The sequence below is a fragment of the Marinomonas pollencensis genome (genome assembly GCF_003387375.1).
Taxonomy (GTDB): Bacteria; Pseudomonadota; Gammaproteobacteria; order Pseudomonadales; family Marinomonadaceae; genus Marinomonas; species Marinomonas pollencensis.
Genome location: NZ_QUNG01000006.1, coordinates 52,487 through 70,709, shown reverse-complemented (window position 1 = coordinate 70,709; position 18,223 = coordinate 52,487). Strand labels below are relative to the sequence as shown.

General features: G+C 44.5%; 14 protein-coding genes. 11 read left to right on the top strand and 3 right to left on the bottom strand.

Features of this window, described 5'->3' with window-relative positions; genetic code table 11:
* Positions 1-46: 46 nt before the first annotated feature.
* The 3 genes from DFP81_RS10225 to DFP81_RS10215 are packed head-to-tail and all read right to left on the bottom strand — an operon-like array spanning position 47 to position 4,284.
* Positions 47-1,756 (bottom strand): SulP family inorganic anion transporter, encoded by a 1,710-nt coding sequence (locus tag DFP81_RS10225; RefSeq protein ID WP_115897686.1) that lies wholly within the window; start codon positions 1,754-1,756, stop codon positions 47-49.
* Between the two features lie 13 nt (positions 1,757-1,769).
* On the bottom strand, positions 1,770-3,347 hold the full coding sequence (locus DFP81_RS10220) for a bifunctional protein tyrosine phosphatase family protein/NAD(P)/FAD-dependent oxidoreductase (RefSeq protein ID WP_115897685.1): 1,578 nt from the start codon (positions 3,345-3,347) through the stop codon (positions 1,770-1,772).
* Between the two features lie 58 nt (positions 3,348-3,405).
* Positions 3,406-4,284 (bottom strand): MBL fold metallo-hydrolase, encoded by an 879-nt coding sequence (locus DFP81_RS10215; protein ID WP_115897684.1) that lies wholly within the window; start codon positions 4,282-4,284, stop codon positions 3,406-3,408.
* A 203-nt stretch (positions 4,285-4,487) separates the two neighbouring features.
* Here DFP81_RS10215 and DFP81_RS10210 point away from each other — a divergent pair, with 203 nt between their 5' ends.
* The 11 genes from DFP81_RS10210 (at position 4,488) to DFP81_RS10160 (ending at position 17,885) form a co-directional block, all read left to right on the top strand.
* Positions 4,488-5,849, top strand: coding sequence for a sigma-54 interaction domain-containing protein (locus DFP81_RS10210; RefSeq protein WP_245959139.1), 1,362 nt, complete (start codon positions 4,488-4,490; stop codon positions 5,847-5,849).
* A gap of 180 nt (positions 5,850-6,029) precedes the next feature.
* On the top strand, positions 6,030-6,683 hold the full coding sequence (locus DFP81_RS10205; protein WP_115897683.1) for a peroxiredoxin: 654 nt from the start codon (positions 6,030-6,032) through the stop codon (positions 6,681-6,683).
* Positions 6,684-7,345: 662 nt separating this feature from the next.
* The gene (locus DFP81_RS10200) at positions 7,346-8,347 is read left to right on the top strand and encodes a TRAP transporter substrate-binding protein (protein WP_115897682.1); all 1,002 of its coding nucleotides are present in this window, start codon (positions 7,346-7,348) and stop codon (positions 8,345-8,347) included.
* A 3-nt stretch (positions 8,348-8,350) separates the two neighbouring features.
* Positions 8,351-8,815, top strand: a complete 465-nt coding sequence (locus DFP81_RS10195; RefSeq protein WP_115897681.1) for a TRAP transporter small permease — start codon at positions 8,351-8,353, stop codon at positions 8,813-8,815.
* Positions 8,808-10,091, top strand: coding sequence for a TRAP transporter large permease (locus tag DFP81_RS10190; protein WP_115897680.1), 1,284 nt, complete (start codon positions 8,808-8,810; stop codon positions 10,089-10,091). Before DFP81_RS10195 ends, DFP81_RS10190 begins: the two co-directional genes overlap by 8 nt.
* 3 nt (positions 10,092-10,094) lie before the next feature.
* Positions 10,095-10,799: an aldolase/citrate lyase family protein gene (locus tag DFP81_RS10185; protein WP_115897679.1), complete on the top strand. Its 705-nt coding sequence runs from the start codon at positions 10,095-10,097 to the stop codon at positions 10,797-10,799.
* Between the two features lie 247 nt (positions 10,800-11,046).
* Positions 11,047-12,774, top strand: a complete 1,728-nt coding sequence (locus tag DFP81_RS10180; RefSeq protein WP_115897678.1) for a thiamine pyrophosphate-binding protein — start codon at positions 11,047-11,049, stop codon at positions 12,772-12,774.
* 30 nt (positions 12,775-12,804) lie between these two features.
* Positions 12,805-14,046 (top strand): Zn-dependent hydrolase, encoded by a 1,242-nt coding sequence (locus tag DFP81_RS10175; RefSeq protein WP_115897677.1) that lies wholly within the window; start codon positions 12,805-12,807, stop codon positions 14,044-14,046.
* The gene (locus DFP81_RS10170) at positions 14,043-15,539 is read left to right on the top strand and encodes an aldehyde dehydrogenase (protein ID WP_115897676.1); all 1,497 of its coding nucleotides are present in this window, start codon (positions 14,043-14,045) and stop codon (positions 15,537-15,539) included. Before DFP81_RS10175 ends, DFP81_RS10170 begins: the two co-directional genes overlap by 4 nt.
* A gap of 218 nt (positions 15,540-15,757) precedes the next feature.
* Positions 15,758-16,675, top strand: a complete 918-nt coding sequence (locus tag DFP81_RS10165; protein WP_115897675.1) for a LysR family transcriptional regulator — start codon at positions 15,758-15,760, stop codon at positions 16,673-16,675.
* A gap of 406 nt (positions 16,676-17,081) precedes the next feature.
* A complete protein-coding gene (locus DFP81_RS10160; protein WP_115897674.1) occupies positions 17,082-17,885 on the top strand; it encodes a glutathione S-transferase family protein in 804 nt (267 codons plus the stop codon).
* Positions 17,886-18,223 lie beyond the last annotated feature (338 nt).

The following is an 18,223-nucleotide window of genomic DNA, read 5'->3' as shown; positions in this document are numbered from 1 at the left end:
TCTAAGCGCAATCATCAAAGACTTTTGTTAGACAGTAAACTATAAATCAGTCACTCGAAAGCGAGTTAAATGCTTGATATTGAGACAGAAAAACCTTACCGCTAAGATGCTGTAGAAAGCCACTAAACTCAAGGCAATCCATTACCGGGCCTTTCACTTCAGATAAAGACAGCTGGATATGGGCGGTTTTTAATTGCGTATTTAATGACTCCAGCATTTCCAAAGCGCTAAAATCTATCTCGTTTACTGCACTGCACTGAATCACCACATGCGTAATGTCTTGCCGTTTATTGATGCAATCCAAAATATAATCTTCAAGAAACGCAGCATTAACAAAAAACAAGCTCTCATCTGGTCGTAAACACAATAAGTTAGCGGCTGTTTTTACTTCATAACGCTTCACATTACGAAAATGTTCTGTGCCTTCTATTAAGCCAACTTCCGCCACGTGCGGCCGAGATGTACGAGATAAATGCAGCAAAATAGACAAAACCACACCTGAAGCCACCCCCACCTCTACACCCAATAACAAGGTAATCACTATGGTTGCCAACACGGCGTAAAAATCACTGCGAGAGAACAACCATGTTTTCTTCAAAATGGAGAAATCAATTAACGTAATCACGGCCACTATAATAGTGGCAGCTAAAGTCGCCTTTGGTAAAAAGAAGAGCACTGGGGTCAGCACCAAAGACGCGATCATAATACCAATGGCGGTCATTACCCCGGCCAACTGTGTGACCGCACCAGCATCAAAATTCACCACAGACCGAGAAAAACCACCTGTAACAGGGAAACCACCCGATAGACCTGAGGCAATATTAGCGCTCCCCAAACCAATCAATTCTTGGTTAGGTTGTACTTTTTCACGTCGCTTTGCACCTAGGGTTTTGCCCACAGAAATGGACTCTACATAACCGATAATAGAAATCATTAGGGCAGGCAATGCCAAACTTTTAACCAACTCAAGCGATGGTAGAGAGAATCCAAAATGCGGTAACCCGGCGGGAATATTTCCGGTGATCGCCACACCATAGGTTTGTAAATCATAAACATAAACCAAACTTAAGCTGCCCAACACACCTAGAATAGGCGCAGTTTTAGACAAAGAGGCTGCGTAAGTTTTAGGTACCTTGAGCCACACCAAACAGCGCTTTGCATAGCGTCGAGCCAGCAGCAAAAACATCAGTACAGACACCCCGACAACAAAGGTCATGCTATTAAACTGGGCGATATTACTCATCATACTTAACAATTGCGTCACCACATTATCACCGTGAGCTGGCACCCCCAGAATGTGTTTCACTTGACTCAAAGCGATAATAATACCTGAGGCAGAAATAAAGCCTGAGATAACCGAGTGGGACAACAAATTGGTAATCATGCCAAGCTTCATCACTCCCATCGTTAGCAACATAGCGCCTGATAATAAAGCCAAGGTAATGGCGCCAGTTAAGTAACTCGCCGTACCCTGCTCTGCTATCGCAGCCAATGAGGTGGCTGTCATCAAAGAGGCGACAGCCACCGGTCCAACAGACAATGATGAGCTGGTGCCAAATATCGCATACAGCACCAAGGGCAAAATACTCGAATACAGACCGACTTCTGGCGGCACTCCTGCCAACATGGCATAAGCTAAAGACTGAGGGATCAATAACATAGTGACAATAAAAGCCGCCGTCGCATCTTGACTAAATTGCATCCGGCTATAGCTTTTTAGCCAAGTAACGGCAGGGAATACGCGTTCAACTATCATGCTTAAGCTCTCATTAGTGTCGCATTGTCGGCTTAACAAACCACTCGTACCCTTTCAACATGCCATGCCAGTAAAAAGGCGGCAGCAAGTCTTCTTTTAGTATCCAGGCTAAGCGTGTTGGTTTCGTTCCCTTGTTCAGCCAACTTGGGAAGGTTGGCATAACCACACCGCCATAACCAAACTCTGCCAACACAATTTTCCCGCGTTCCACCGTTAACGGGCAAGAACCATAACCATCGTAAACCGCTCTAATAGGGCGCCCTGCCAGGGCATCATAAACATTTTGCGCCACCACTGGCGCTTGTTTTCGCGCCGCTGCCATGGTTTTCGCATTGGGGGAGTTAGACACGTCACCCAGAGCCCAAATATTACTAAAAGCCTTATGACGCAGCGTCTCTTTGTCCACATCGACCCAACCTGCATCATCTACCAGTATACTGTTACGAATAAAATCAGGTGCACATTGTGGGGGACAAACATGAAGCATATCGAATGATTTTTCGACTATCTTTGTTTGATCATTTTCATCTTTGGTCGCAAAGTAAGCCAATTGATTTGGCCCATCTACCTTCACCAAATTATGAGTGAAGTGGGTCTTTACCTGATATTTTTCGATATAAGTCTGCAAGGCGGGCACATAGTCTGATACACCAAATAACACGGCACCCGCGCTATAGAAAGACACCTCGATATCATCGAGCAAGCCTTGCTTTAACCAATGATCGCAAGATAGGTACATGGCCTTTTGCGGCGCACCCGCACATTTAATTGGCATCGGAGGTTGGGTAAAAATAGCATTACCTCCCTCTAGGTTTTTCGCTATCTCCCAAGTGTAAGGGGCCAAATCATAACGATAATTCGAAGTGACGCCGTAATGCCCTAATGCGTCTGAAAGGCCCTCTATGGCATCCCAATCCAATTTAAGTCCAGACGCTACCACCAGCTGCTTGTAGGCAATGACGTCTCCATTTTCAAGGGTGACATAATCGTCTTTAGGCTGAAAATTTTGCACCGCTTGCTGTATCCATTCAACACCTGTCGGAATGACATCGACCATGTTTCTACGGGTATTTTCCGCTTTAAAGACACCCCCGCCCACCAAGGTCCAGCCCGGTTGGTAAAAATGCTCAGCCGCAGGATCAATCAAGCAAATACGCACATTGGTATTACGCTTTAACAAACTTGCAGCCGTAGAGATACCAGCCGTCCCCGCGCCTACGATCACCACATCAAACTGCTTATTTGGCGTCTTCTTAGTCTGCATGGATTGATGCGCTGCCTCCCAAATTAAAGAAGAGCGATTGCCTGAACGGCAAAAGGCGTGAACATTGTCTGCTGTGCTAAGCGCCGCTTTAAAGGCAACCACATCGCTGTCCTGCATCTGACCACCAGCAAAAGGAATGTGTAGCGCTTTAATATGATTTTTCTCGGCCTGTGCTGCAATCTCGGCAAAAGCCAATTGCCCTGCTTCTTCGTTGTCTGGTCGGTTGCCGATAATCAAGGTCACTCCGGATGCAGCTAAGCGATCAACATCGTCTAAGCTAATTTGCTCTGACACCGAATAATGACTCGTAATTTGTTTGCGTATCATAGTGATCTCTCGATATTTTTATTAGACTTTATTGAAACTCTGCCTATCGCTATCAAGGTTATTTGAAGGCATTCAATGGGATTTTCAGGTAAGCAAGGCCGTTGTCTTCTGTTTCTGGCATATGCCCTGCACGCATATTGACTTGCAGAGACGGCAAAATAAGTCGCGGCATATCGAGGGTTTTATCTCGTGTTTCACGAAGCTCAACAAAAACAGATTTACTGATGTCTTTTCTCACATGAATATTGCTTTCACGCTGAGCCTTAACCGTTGTTTGGTATTCTAATTCGCGACCATTAGGGCAATAGTCGTGGCACATAAAAATACGATAATCTTCTGGTAAGGCGAGAATTTTCTGAATCGAATCAAACAAGGTTGCTGCATCGCCTCCAGGAAAATCGGCTCGCGCGGTTCCGGCATCAGGCATGAATAAGGTGTCTCCTACGAAAACAGCATCACCTAACACGTGGGTAAAGCAGGCCGGAGTATGCCCTGGCGTATGCATGGCGGTACAAGGCATAGCACCCACTTGGTAGCGCTCGCCATCTTGAAAGAGGTAGTCAAATTGCGAGCCATCATGCTTAAAACCAGCGCCTTCATTAAACACTGTCGCGAAGGTATCTTGCACCTTGGTGATCTGCTGACCTATGCCTATCTTACCGCCCAATTTCTCTTGCAAGTAAGGCGCTGCAGATAGATGATCGGCATGAACATGAGTCTCAATTAACCATTCAACCTTCAATTTATGGTCAGCAACGTACTTTATGATTTCATCCGCCCCACTGTAAGATGTGCCGCCTGAGGCATAATCAAAATCTAAAACACTATCAATAATGGCGCAGCTTGCTGAACTCGGGTCTTTTACAACATACGAAAAGGTATTGGAGTGTTTATCAAAAAAAGCAGCAATTTTAGGTGTAATCACGGATTGAGCCATAGCCTCTTCTCCTATATCCATCAAATAAGTAACCGAAAATCGGTTGATGTTATAAACATTGCAGAGACTATGCCAAAAGCAAAAAAAACAAAATAACCAATTGATTTTAAAGAATAAATTTAAAAACCAACTTAATTAGCTTTGACTAAACTAACTATTATTGCCATATTTGACTTTAACTTTGCCAAATATGACATTCTCTTATGGACGTTTTTGCTTCTGATGCTTCGCCTTTTTATTCCTTGTCTCACATGCTGGAGGGCTACGACTGCCCGGCAATTTTGGTCTCTGTGGATTACCAGATCCTGGCCACTAACGCACACTATCGAACAGAGTTTGGTGTAGTAGAAGTAACCAACAAGCCGCGCTGCTTTGAGGTCTCTCATGGCTATGCCGTGCCATGCGACGAAGCCGGCGAAGATTGCCCTCTGTCCGCGGTACAACAGACAGGTCATAAAGAGCGTGTTTTGCATATTCACCAGACTCCACGAGGAAAGGAGCATGTGGATGTCGAAATGCTACCCATTCATGATCAACAAGGCGAACTGCTGTTTTTTGTAGAATTATTACGCGCGGTTTCCGTTGCTAGCGCAGAGAACATCACCAGCGCTTTAGTTGGCTCCAGTAAAAAATTCAACCAGATGCTTGAAAAAGTTACACGTGTCAGCCGTTCCGAAGCCTCTGTTTTATTACTTGGAGAATCAGGCAGTGGCAAAGAGCTGGTCGCCCATGCCATTCATCAAAGCAGTACACGGGCCAATAACGCTTTGGTGACTTTAGAATGTGCCGGCCTCACTGACTCATTGTTTGAAAGTGAGTTATTTGGCCATGTGAAAGGCGCTTTTACCGGCGCTAACAACCACCGAGTTGGCTTAGTAGAACAAGCAAATGGTGGCACGCTATTTTTAGATGAGATCGGTGATGTGCCGCTTTCTATGCAAGTAAAACTGTTGCGCTTAATTGAAACAGGATCGTTTCGGCCAGTGGGGTCATCAAGCGTTAAGCATACAGATTTTAGACTGGTCTGCGCCACCCATAAAAATTTGTTGGCGATGGTTGAAAATGGCGAGTTTCGTCAGGACCTTTATTACCGGATTAACGTGTTTCCGATTTATATACCGCCATTACGGGAACGCCAAGACGACCTGCCCCTGTTGATCTCGACCCTATTAACTCGCCTTAGTGAACGCAAAGAGTACCACCTAACCGACTCCGCGTTACAAACCCTAAAACAGCATAATTTCCCAGGTAATATTCGCGAGCTCAGAAACATACTTAACCGCGCTATTGTGTTAACCGACACCAACCTTATCGAACGACGTACCATTGAAGAATGCTTAACTATTGACAGTGAGCTGTCTCAATCCAGCAGCACAGCGCTGCTCTCCTCATCAGCCAGCCGAGAAAACAAGACATCGAACGCCCAACAAGACTGGCCAGATTTAAAGACAGCAGAAAAAAACTATCTTTCAGACCTCATGTCGCAACATCAAAATGACAAAGCAAAAGTGGCGGCTATTGCAGGTATTAGTCTGCGTTCACTGTATCGAAAATTGGAGTCATGATAGCTTTTTTACATGACTTCAATAGCTCGATGATGGTTGCATTAAACATTAGAAAATTCTAATGTTTAATTGTCAAGCCAACACACTTGATCGTAATACACCATTACGCATTACGCTGTAGCAAAACTTCAGCCACTTACAATGGGTCGCTGAACAACCGAGACTTAAAGGAGAAAAGTTATGTCATTACGCATTAACGATACCGTTCCAAACTTAGAACTCGAAACAGATCAAGGGACATTTAAGCTTCATGATTGGATTGGCGACAGTTGGGCCATACTATTTAGTCACCCAAAAGACTTTACCCCTGTGTGTACGACAGAGTTTGGCGCAGTATCTCAATTGTCTGCTGAATGGGAAAAACGTGGCACTAAGGTAATTGGTTTGTCTGTTGATGGTGTGGCAGAACACAAAGAGTGGAAAAAAGACATTGAGTCTTTTTCTGGCGCCAAAGCCAGCTTTCCTATTATTGCCGATGAATCGTTAGCCGTGTCGAAAGCGCTTGATATGTTGCCTGCCGATGCCTACTTACCCGATGGTCGTACCGCAGCAAACTCCGCCAGCGTACGGGTGGTATTTATCATTAGCCCAGATAAAAAACTGCAATTGTCCATGACCTACCCTATGTCAGTGGGTCGTAACTTTGCCGAAGTACTACGCGCACTCGATGCCCTGCAAGCAAGTTATGGTGCGCCTATTGCCATGCCTGCTAACTGGACGGTAGGAGAAGATGTGATCGTGGCTCTGTCTTTAAATGACGAACAGGCCAAAGAAAAATTTGGCGAAGTAAACGCGGTACTGCCTTACCTACGCACCACTAAAATGCCTTCTTAACACACAATACTCAGGCGCTTTACATTAACAACGCTAGGCAATACACCAAAGAATCAGAGTAGAAACTTGCTCTGATTCTTTATAGCTTCTCATTATCCTAAAGGCTGCTGCTATTAAAAAATTAGACACCGGCTATCCACTCAACACTCAGATCGAGTCCTTCTGATACTACATAAGCTTCCATGCCTGTTACGCCACCTATGCGCCTTACCAACAACCCAGACGCATGTTCTGGCTACGAGTGAACCAGACCTCTTAAGAACAAAACCACCTAACGCTCTCTAGCCAAGAGCTTTCTATACCTTTAGCCCATCACTATTGAGCGAAACCTTATTATTCCCTTATATTCAACCCCATCCGATGAGCTCACTGCCATTATATTTCATATCTAGAAACACCTTTTCACATTAAATCACACCAATAAAAAACGCACCACAATGAAGCAATAGCAAGCACCAAAACAACTCAAAACACACCCTTTCCTCAAACTCCCCTTCATATCTGGCCTTACACAGTGAGTAAGAAGACTAATTTAGTGCACCGACATGTGATCGAAATGGTATTAATGAAACTTATGCGCGCCATTAAATTTAAAAAATTGTAGATTCACATAATTTAAGCAATTGTATGGTTGACAAAACAAATATACACAAAGGTAAATTATGAGAAACTCTATCAAAAGTTCACTACTCACTTTCAGCGCAATCTCCATCGCGCTGGCCGCAAACCAAACCTTAGCATTGGAAATCAAACTGGCGGACGTATTGCCAGAATCCCATAGTTGGAATGTGGCAGCAAAAGGATTTGCCGAAGACGTTAAAAATCAAACTGACAGCCGTGTTACTGTCAAACTCTACCCAAGCGGCCAATTAGGCAATGAAAATACTCTGGTTGAAGGCTTGCAAATTGGCAGCATTCAAGCTGGTATTATTGGTTGTGGGTCATTCCAGCCAGTGGAACCGAAATTTGGCATTTCAGAACTGCCTTATGCTTGGCCTAATCGTCAAGCTGCTTATGCTGCCTACGACGGCAAACTTGGTGATCGCTTAGAAGACCTTGCTCTCAAACACAATATTAAAATTGTTTCTTGGTGGGAAAATGGCTTTCGTCATATTACCAATAACCGAGCACCGATTAATACTCCGACCGACCTTGACGGCTTAAAGATCCGTGTGACACCAGATAAAATGCGCCTTGACGCGTTTATCGGCTTAGGCGCCAGCCCTGCCCCTCTTGCCTTTGGTGAGCTGTATTCTGCTCTTCAACAAGGCGTATTTGATGCTCAAGAAAACCCACTGGCTATTATTTACTCCTCCTCTTTCTATGAAGTCCAAAAGTACATTTCATTAACTGGCCATGTTTGGTCTCCAGCTTGTTTGGCTTTCTCCAAATACACTTGGAAGCGCATGTCGGATGAAGATCAGGTAACCGTGCAAAAACTAGCCGATAAATGGCGTGACAAACAACGAGTCATGACCCAAAACGACGACTCTAAGTTGATTAACAAACTAGAAGATCAAGGCATGGTTATTAATACCGTAAATACCGCACCTTTTGCCGCCGCAGTTGCTCCTGTTTGGAAGAAATACGAGCCTATTCTAGGCAAAGATATGATCGACCTAGTAAAACAATATGCCGCAGCAGAACAAAAATCTGGAGAGTAAAAAATGCTGCGCCTTTTAATCAAACTTAACCTTTACCTTTCCTCTGTCGGTGTGGCCATTATGGCCACACTGATCGCTTGGATTGTCTTTATGCGTTTCTTTGCCGGTGTCACCCCGCACTGGGCAGAGGAGCTGCCTCAGTTCTTATTAATTTGGGTCGCTATGACGGGGGCTGTTTGGTGCAGTAAAAATAACTCTCACCTATCAGCTGGCATTTTAGCCCTATGGCTAAAAGACCAAAAAATAACTCAATTCCTTCATCGTGTGGTTGATGTGTTGATCATCGCTGCGATGGTTTTATTAACAAAATCTGGCTGGGATCTCACCTTGCTTACGATGAATCAACATACCCCTGCAATGCAATGGCCTGTCGGACTGCTATATCTAAGCGTCCCTGTCAGCTGTACTTTTATTGGCCTTGTTCACATTGCAACCTTATGTGCAAGTTGGAGATCTTCTCATGAGTAGTGGCGCTTTATCACTATTAGCAATTTTTGCTGTCTGTTTAATTATTGATGTACCCATCTTATTTAGTTTGTTAATTGCCGCTTTAGGTTACTTACTGTTTTTTGAAGCTGCCCCTATGATGGTAGCAGCACAACAATATGTAGCGGGCATGCACAGCTTCACACTATTAGCAATTCCACTGTTTGTCTTTGCAGCCCAATTGATGAACCGAGCCGGGCTCACTGTGCGCATTATCAACTTATGTATGGCAATCGTTGGCAATAAACCAGGGGGCTTAGCCGTGGTAGCCGTACTGGCCTGCATGCTTTTCGGTGCCTTATCTGGTTCTGGTGTGGCGGACGTTGTCGCGATCGGAAGTATGCTACTGCCGGCGATGAAAAAAGAAGGCTACGCCCCTGGCTTTAGTGCAGCTTTGGTTGGCACTTCAAGCTCTTTAGGAACGGTAATCCCTCCTAGTATCGTGATGATCATTTATGGTACTACGGCGAATGCATCTATCGGCAAGCTCTTTATGGGCGGTATTATTCCTGGGATATTACTGGCAACAGGCTTAATCATTGTTGCTGTGTATTTGTCTAAGAAAAATGGCTGGTCTGGTGGCAAACGCTTCTCACGAATGGAGCAGCTGATCGCATTACGTGATGCTATCCCTGCGCTAATCGTTCCAGTATTAATCATTGGTGGTATCCGCTTAGGTATTTTCACGCCAACCGAAGCCGCTATTTCTGCCATTGTTTACGCACTGATTTTAGGCTTTGTCATTTATCGCTGCTTAAATTTAAAATCTCTGTTGGATTCCCTCAAAGAAACTGCAGAAACCAGTGCTGCCATATTGTTGATTATCGCTGCGGCGGGATTATTCGCTTGGTGTTTAAGTTATGAAGCGGTTCCTCAAGCGGTTGCTGCATTAATAGCAGATCTAACCAGCAGTAAATACAGTGTTTTACTTTTATTGATGGCTGTCATATTAGTTCTTGGGACTTTTATGGAAAGTATTGCCATCATTATTATCATCACCCCTATTGTTTTACCTTTATTACAAACTTACAACATTGACTTAATACATTTTGGTGTATTGCTAACTATCAACCTTGCAATTGGAGCAAACACACCACCTCTTGGTATTGATTTAATGGCCTCTTGCCGCATTGCAGGAATTAAAACATCTGAAGCATTTCGCCCATTATTATTAATGTTAGCGTCTATGGTTATGGTGCTTTTATTATTGATTTTCGTACCTGAAATCGTTCTCTACTTACCGAATTTAATGGAGTAATGCATGACATTTTCAAACCATAAAAACATGCATACTTGGTTATTTATTGCAGGAGATGACCTTGATGCTATTGAACAGGCTGCTCAAGCTTCTCCAAGCGTCTTAGTGATTGATTTGGAAGAGTTCACAGCAAAAGAGAACAAAGCGCTTGCTTGCCAGCGCTTGCCTCAAGCGATCGCCATTTGTCAGCAACATAACGTCGAGTGTGCAATCCGCATCGATGCTTTGCTAAATGGCGGGACTGAACAACTTGAGTGGCTCGCTGATAGCAAGCCTTATGCGGTCTTTCTACCACAAGTAGAAAGGCCTGAGCAATTGCTTCGGCTCACTGAACAGATGTCGCAGTTTGGCTTGGCTGATACCCCCATCGTCCCCACTATCGAGAGTTATGAGGGGGTAAACAATTTCGAAACTATCGCTTCCTGTTCGGCCAACATTATTGCGGCATTACTGGGAACGGGGGATCTATCCAAATCCATGGGGCTATCAGAAGAGCCTTTGAAAATGGAAATAATGAAACCCCAGCGCGTGGCCTTTCTAGCCACCTGTCTCCAGCATTCTATTATTGCCATTGATGGGCCTTGGCCAGATTTACGTGACGAGCCGAATAATAAAATAAATCAAGAAAACGACTTGTCTTTTGCATATCAATCTGGCTTTCGATCAAAATGCATAATAGATAAAAAACAAATACCGAAAAAGTTATAAATTAAAAAATTTTCACTCTTTCAATTAATGAGAGAAGGGATTCGTGCGCTTTAAATTCGTATAAAAGCAAATTATACACCCTATTAAATTTGCAAAATTGACGAACAGTCAAGTAAATATAAAGATTATAAAACCTACTTTTATACTCTTTAATTTATTCGTTTAAGCAGTATTTAACGCGATGACCTTTATCTCTGTGTTTGGACAAAATTGCTCAAACACGAATTAAAAAATTCTGGAGAAAGCTATGTCTAATGCAACACAAGATAAACAAACACAAGTGCGCAATGGCGGACAGATTTTAGTTGAACAACTACGAATGCAAGGGGCACGACGCCTTTTTATGGTGGCTGGTGAAAGCTACCTACCCTGCATTGATGCCTTTAATGAACACACTGACACGATTCAAGCAGTTACCTGTCGTCAAGAAAGTGGCGCTGCATATATGGCTGAAGCCTATGGCAAACTTACTGGCGAACCAGGAATTTGCTTCGTGACACGCGGCCCAGGCGCAACAAATGCTTCCGTTGGTGTTCATACCGCTTATCAAGACTCTACTCCGTTGATTTTATTTGTCGGTCAAGTTGGTAATGACTTTGTCGAACGCGAAGCCTTCCAAGAAATTGATTACCGCCGTATGTTTGGCGAAATGACTAAATGGGTAGCGCAAATTGATTCCATTGACCGCATTCCTGAATACGTCACTCGTGCTTGGAATGTTGCCACCAGCGGCAGACCTGGCCCGGTCGTTCTAGCCTTGCCCGAAAATGTTTTATGGGATCAAGCGGTGGTAGAAAATGTCACCCCAATGGCAGCACTACAAAGCTATGTAAACTCGCAACAAATGCAAGAATTACAAACACGTATAGAGGCTGCTAAACGACCGTTTCTGCTCATCGGTGGCAGCGGCTGGAGCACAACAGCAACAAAACAAGTGGCAGAATTTGCTAAACAATTTGACTTGCCCGTTGGTGTCGCGTGGCGACGTTTAGAATGTTACGACCAACACGATGAGCAATTTGTTGGCCATGTCGGCTGGTCTATGACCGATGAGCTTCGTCAACAATTGAAAGACAGCGACTTGATTATTGCCGTTGGAACCCGCATTGGCGAAGCAAGCAGCGAAGGTTATACGTGGATCGAATCACCACAACCAAAGCAGAGCTTTATTCACGTTTACCCTGACCCTGAAGAACTCGGTCGCGTTTATCGCCCAGACCTTGCTATTAATGCCAGCGTTTGCGGTTTTGCCTCTATGCTTGCAGAACTGACACCTACTAAAGCTGCCAGCTGGGCAGGTCTACGTCAGCAAGCACGCCAAGCCTATTTGGACTCACTAACGCCTCTTACCTCCCCTGGTCAATTAAGCCTTGATAAGGTGTCTTGCACTGTAAATAAGGTACTCGATGGGCGCGGTTGTGTAACCGTTGGCGCGGGTAACTATGCACTTTACCCTCATCGCTACATACAATTTTCTGGCCATGGTAGCTCCCTAGCGTCCACCGTTGGCACCATGGGTTATGGTCTGCCTGCCGCCATTAGCTATAAATTTGAATACCCCAATGAGCCATCTATCTGTTATGCCGGAGATGGTTGTTTTCAAATGAATTTACAAGAACTTGCGGTCGCCATGCAATACAACTTAGGGGTGGTGATTCTGGTCTTCAATAACGGTATGTGGGGTACCATTCGCGCCCATCAGGAAAGAGAGTTTCCAGGCCGAGAAATTGCGCTTACTTTTGCCAACCCTGAATTCTCCAACCTCATTGAAGCCTACGGCGGCAAAGGGTCAATCGTTACTGATGACGCGGAATTTGAGCAGACTTTCCGTGATGCTTTGGCTTTTGCAGAGACCGAAAAGCTGCCCGCTATTATCGAATTAAGATACGACTCAAACGGGATCGCACCAGGTCAGCTACTTAGCTCAATACGCGAACAAGCGCTCGCTGATCAAGCTGAGTCAAATAACGCTTAACCCAAATTTAACGATTAAGAGAGAATAACGATGACGAATTCCCCTATAAAAGTGACTGGCTCTCGCCTATGGCAATCTTTAATGGACCTCGCAAAAGTTGGCGCGACACCATTGGGCGGTAACTGCCGTTTGGCGTTAACAGACGAAGACAAAGCTGGTCGCGACTTGGTAATCAGCTGGTTCCGCGACGAAGGCATGAGCATTCGAATCGATCAAATCGGCAACATTTTCGCCCGCCGTGAAGGCCGCCAAACGGATTTGGCTCCGGTAATGTGTGGCAGCCATATTGACACCCAACCAACCGGTGGTCGCTTTGATGGAAATTATGGTGTCTTGGCTGGATTGGAAGTTATTCGTACTCTTAACGAACATAAAATAGAAACAGATCACCCAATTGATGTCGCTATTTGGACCAACGAAGAAGGCTCTCGCTTTGTCCCTGTTATGATGGGATCCGGGGTGTTTTCCAACACATTAACGCTAGAAGAGGCTTTATCGGCTCAAGATAAAGCGGGTATTAGTGTTCGCGACGAGCTGAAACGTATTGGCTACGCTGGCACAGAAACCGTTGGCGGCTACGACGTCAAAGCCTATTTTGAAGCGCATATTGAACAAGGCCCTGTACTGGACACCGAAAACCTACCTGTAGGTGTGGTCTCTGGTGCGCTTGGCCTTTATTGGTACGACGTTATCGTCACCGGTCAAGAGTGTCATGCAGGGCCAAGTCCGATGTCCTATCGTCGGGATGCTTTAAAAACATCATCTCAACTGATCAACCGCATCCTTACCATCGCGGACTCTCGACAACCTGATGGTCGTGTAACCGTGGGGGAGCTAGATATGCACCCTAATTCACGCAACGTGGTACCTGGGCGCGTTAAATTCAGTGTCGATCTGCGCCACAGTGACAAAGCTGAGCTGGATAAAATGCACGACGAATTTACCGCTTTGTTGCAAGCAGAGAAAAAAGAAGGCATTGAAATCGAGCTAAAAGTGGTTCAAAAAATGCCTCCTACCCACTTCAATAAAGACTGTATCAATCGTGTTCGTGATGCGGTCAATGCACTAAAACTGCCACACATAGAAATGATCAGTGGCGCAGGTCATGATGCGGTGTATTTAAGTCGCACCATTCCGACAGCAATGATCTTTGTGCCTTGCATTGGGGGCATTAGCCATAACGAAATAGAAGACGCGCGACCTGATGAATTAGAAGCCGGTGCACATGTATTACTGAACGCCATGTTAGCGGAAGCGGGGAGCACACTATGAGCACGTTAACTCACCAAGATTGGCTTAACTTACAACAGACACTCAGCTTTGAAGGACGAGCTTGGATCAATGGCAGCTATTGTGACGCGCAAGACCAACAAACCTTGCCGTGTATCAACCCGGCAAATAAACAGACACTGACTGAGATTGCTGATTGCAGTGAAAATGATGTGAACCGTGCCGTTTCGGGTGCCCGCGATGCTTTTAATCGTGGTGAATGGGCTCGTATATCCCCTAGCCAACGCCGAGTCGTACTCGAAAAATTGGCAGATTTAATGGCGCAACATGCAGAAGAGCTGGCCTTACTGGAAAGCTTGGATATGGGCAAAACGGCGGCAGATGCGCTCGCCTTTGATATCCCTGAAGCCATTCGCTGTTTTCGCTTTTATGCCGGTGCAATAGAAACCATTAATGATGAAGTGCTACCTACCGCTGAAAACGTCTTGGCCACGGTAACACGAGAGCCGTTAGGCGTGGTGGCTGCCGTGGTACCTTGGAATTTTCCCTTAATGATTACCAGCTGGAAAATTGCCCCAGCGCTCGCTACAGGTAACAGTGTCATCGTCAAACCAGCGGAACAATCCAGTTTGTCCGCTATCCGCCTTGCTGCACTTGCTGCTCAAGCCGGACTGCCTGATGGCGTCTTGCAAGTGGTTCCAGGACAAGGGAAAGTAGCTGGGCAGACTTTAGGTCTACATAATGATGTGGACTGCCTGACCTTTACCGGCTCAACATTGACCGGGAAACGCTTTATGACCTATTCCGCACAATCCAATCTTAAACGAGTCTGGCTAGAATGCGGTGGCAAGTCCCCACAGATCATTTTTGATGATTATGACAACTTGGAGCGTGCTGCGGCCACAGCTGCTGCAGCGATATTTATTAACCAAGGAGAGGTCTGTATCGCCGCTTCGCGTCTTTATGTGCAGGATTCGATTTATGACCGCTTTTTACCCTTATTACTCGCTGAAGCGAAAAAATATCAACCCGGCAACCCACTTAACCCTGAGAGTTTAGCTGGGGCAATCGTCGATCAATTACAATTTGACAGAATCATTGCAGGTGTTGAAGAAGCCATTGCTGGCGGTGCCAAGGAGCTAACCCCAAGCCTTCGCTCAGAATGTAAAGAAGGTTGGTTCTTGAACCCGACTATTCTTGAATGCAGCGATAATAGCAATTTGATTATGCAAGAAGAGCTGTTTGGCCCGGTACTTGGGTTATGTCGATTTGCTACGGAAGCGGATGTCATCGCCCTTGCGAATGATTCCAATTATGGCTTAGGCGCCGGCCTTTGGACCAATAACCTTGGTCGGGCCCATCGTGTTTCGCGACAACTCCAAGCGGGAATGATCTGGGTAAACAGCTATGCTGATGGCGCTATTACCGTTCCTTTTGGAGGACGCAAGCAATCCGGCTTTGGTCGTGATAAATCCATTCACGCTCTCGAAAAATACACGGATCTAAAATCAACTTGGATTGATTTAAACGAATAGGCTTGGTTTGAATCAAAACCCAAAATAGAAAATCACTGGCCAGTAACGCGGCGCCTTCTGCACTAAAAGAAGACGCCGCGTATATTCGAGCTTACAGAACCCACTTCACAGCGCCCTACGCCAGTAAACAACACAATTTTCATCACATGCAATACCTTTCAAAAGATATTAACTGTATTATGTTCAGTTAATTTTTCAGCTTTATAGGCGGATACAATATGTCTGGCATTCATGACAGGCTCGACTGGAACCTACTAAGAACCTTCATTGCGATTGTACAAGAAGGCAGTATCAGCCGTGCTGCTGACCGCTTGCATCTCACCCAACCTGCCATCAGCCTAGCTCTTAAACGACTTGAAGAAAGGTTAGACGAACGTTTAATTATTCGTAACGGAACCACTTTCGAATTAAGTAAAGCTGGTGAGTTAGTGTACCGTGAAGCCATCGTCATTTATGGCAGTATTGCAAGACTAACCACCACAGTACGAGCAACCCCCCATGACTTGAGTGGCATTGTGAGGATTGCTCTGGTAACTGGAATTAACAGTGATGTATTCGATCATGTTCTCGCGGAGTTTCATAAAAACAACCCCAGAGTAACCTTTGAGATATTATCTGGCTCCAGCGAGTATGTGAAACAGAACTTACTTAATTACAACGCCAGTGTTGGTATTTGCCTAAAATACAGAAAGCACGCCGAATTGTCCGACACACTTTTGTTAAGTCAAAAATACAACCTATATTGTGGCAAAGACCATCATTTATACCAGCAAGAAAACATCAATATCCGAACCTTAAGAGACGAATTTTTTGTTTCATTTGCGAGTGAACAGCTCGATGGCGTGCTGGCTCCTCTCGCTATCTACAGAGCACAAGAAAGGCTTGAGGGGCGCATTGTAGGGACCAGTGATAATCTAGAAGAAGTAAAAAGAATGATTAAAGCTGGCTTGGGCATTGGCGCCCTACCGGAAAATGTCGTTCAGCAAGATGTGCTTTCCGGCACTCTTTGGCAGCTGCCTCCTTACGATGGTTTAGCCCGTATCAGTTTGTACTTAATGTGGAACCGAACGCCGAAATTCAGCGAAGCAGAAGAGGTTTTCTTTAGCGCCTTAATGGCGGCATTACAGAATAAATAGCGCTATCACAATAAAACATATAAGAGACTCAACACAAAGTTTTAAAGGAAGTATTTAGAAGCACCTAAATCTAGCGCAAAAACCGCTTAAGCTAAAGGGAAGGAAAGCTTAAGCGATTTCTTATCAACTTACACCACTATATTAATAGCGTAAGTTAACACCCATTGCGACGTTATCTGCCCGCTAACCACTCCCTACCCTAAGATATCTCGCTGCCTATTTTAGCGACGCACATTGAGTGCGCCTGCCACACTAGAATTTGTCCGTGCAACGAACTCAGCCTGAAGACTAGCTCAAACAAAAAAGGCTGACACTATCAATCAATAAAAATAAAGTTGATATTGTCAATCATATTTAACACTCTGTCCCATAGTAGAGTCAGACCAATTCATTAGGAGCAGCAAGAATGCCGATTATCCATACTGACGACCAAGAAATTAAAGCCATGCAAGGCCTGCACATTTTTCATGCCGGTATCTCTAATTGCTCAATGCGAGTAAGAATCACGGCTGAAGAGAAAAATATTCCTTGGAAGAGTCATAAGATCAGCTTAAGAAAAAAAGAAAATCTTGAAGATTGGTATTTGAAAATCAACCCGAAAGGGTTAGTACCCGCTATCGTTTATGATGGTGAAATCGTGACAGAATCCAACGATATTTTATTGTATCTGGAAGAAAAATTTCCTGAACCTGCACTTGTTCCTAACAAAAATGAGACGCTAGCTGAAGAGGTAAAGTACTGGGTTAACCTTTGTTCAGAAATCCACGTAGCGACTATCAAGACTTTTGTTTACGGCACCCTCGGAGGCGGAACAAAAGCAGAAGGTGATATGGAACGTTATCGTCAAATTCAGCCAGATAAAACACTATTAGCGTTCCACGAACAGTCCTTAAAAGGCTTCCCTGAGGGACAGGTAAAACAAGCAGCAGAGCAGATACATAAGATATTTTCACAGCTTGACAAAAAACTGGCGGACAACGAATGGATAGTCGGAGAACAGCTTACCCTTGCCGACATTGCTTGGATTCCTCAATACGTTCTGTTAGGCGGTTTAGGCTTTCCTGTGGATCATTACCGCCATCTGACACGCTGGGCAAAAGCGTTTGAACAACGGGATTCTTATAAAAAAGGCATCAAGAAATGGATGCCACCTGTGCCTTTGTCTTTTCTTAGCTTGCTCTTAAAACTCAAAAAAAAGCTTTTTCGATAGACCTTATTGAAAGCGATATATAGACCCATAAAACACGACTGCCCTATGCACTTATAAGTAGGGCAAAACCCCTATGATAAAAGGCATAATTCTAAAGAATCACCAAAAGGTCGTATAAATTATCATCTCTTATGGCAGAAACCTCTCACTCTGCTCACTTCACAGTTAACTAACAGCAAAAAGTCCGTTTTTTGGAAACATCAAGCACCCTTTAAAAAATGCCCAAACGCGACAACAGATATCCTAAAGTCGATTTTTTTATTTACAGCATTAATTTTATGTAATAAAACATACATATCACAACAAAAACATAACTATGTAATTTATAAAACAGTTTT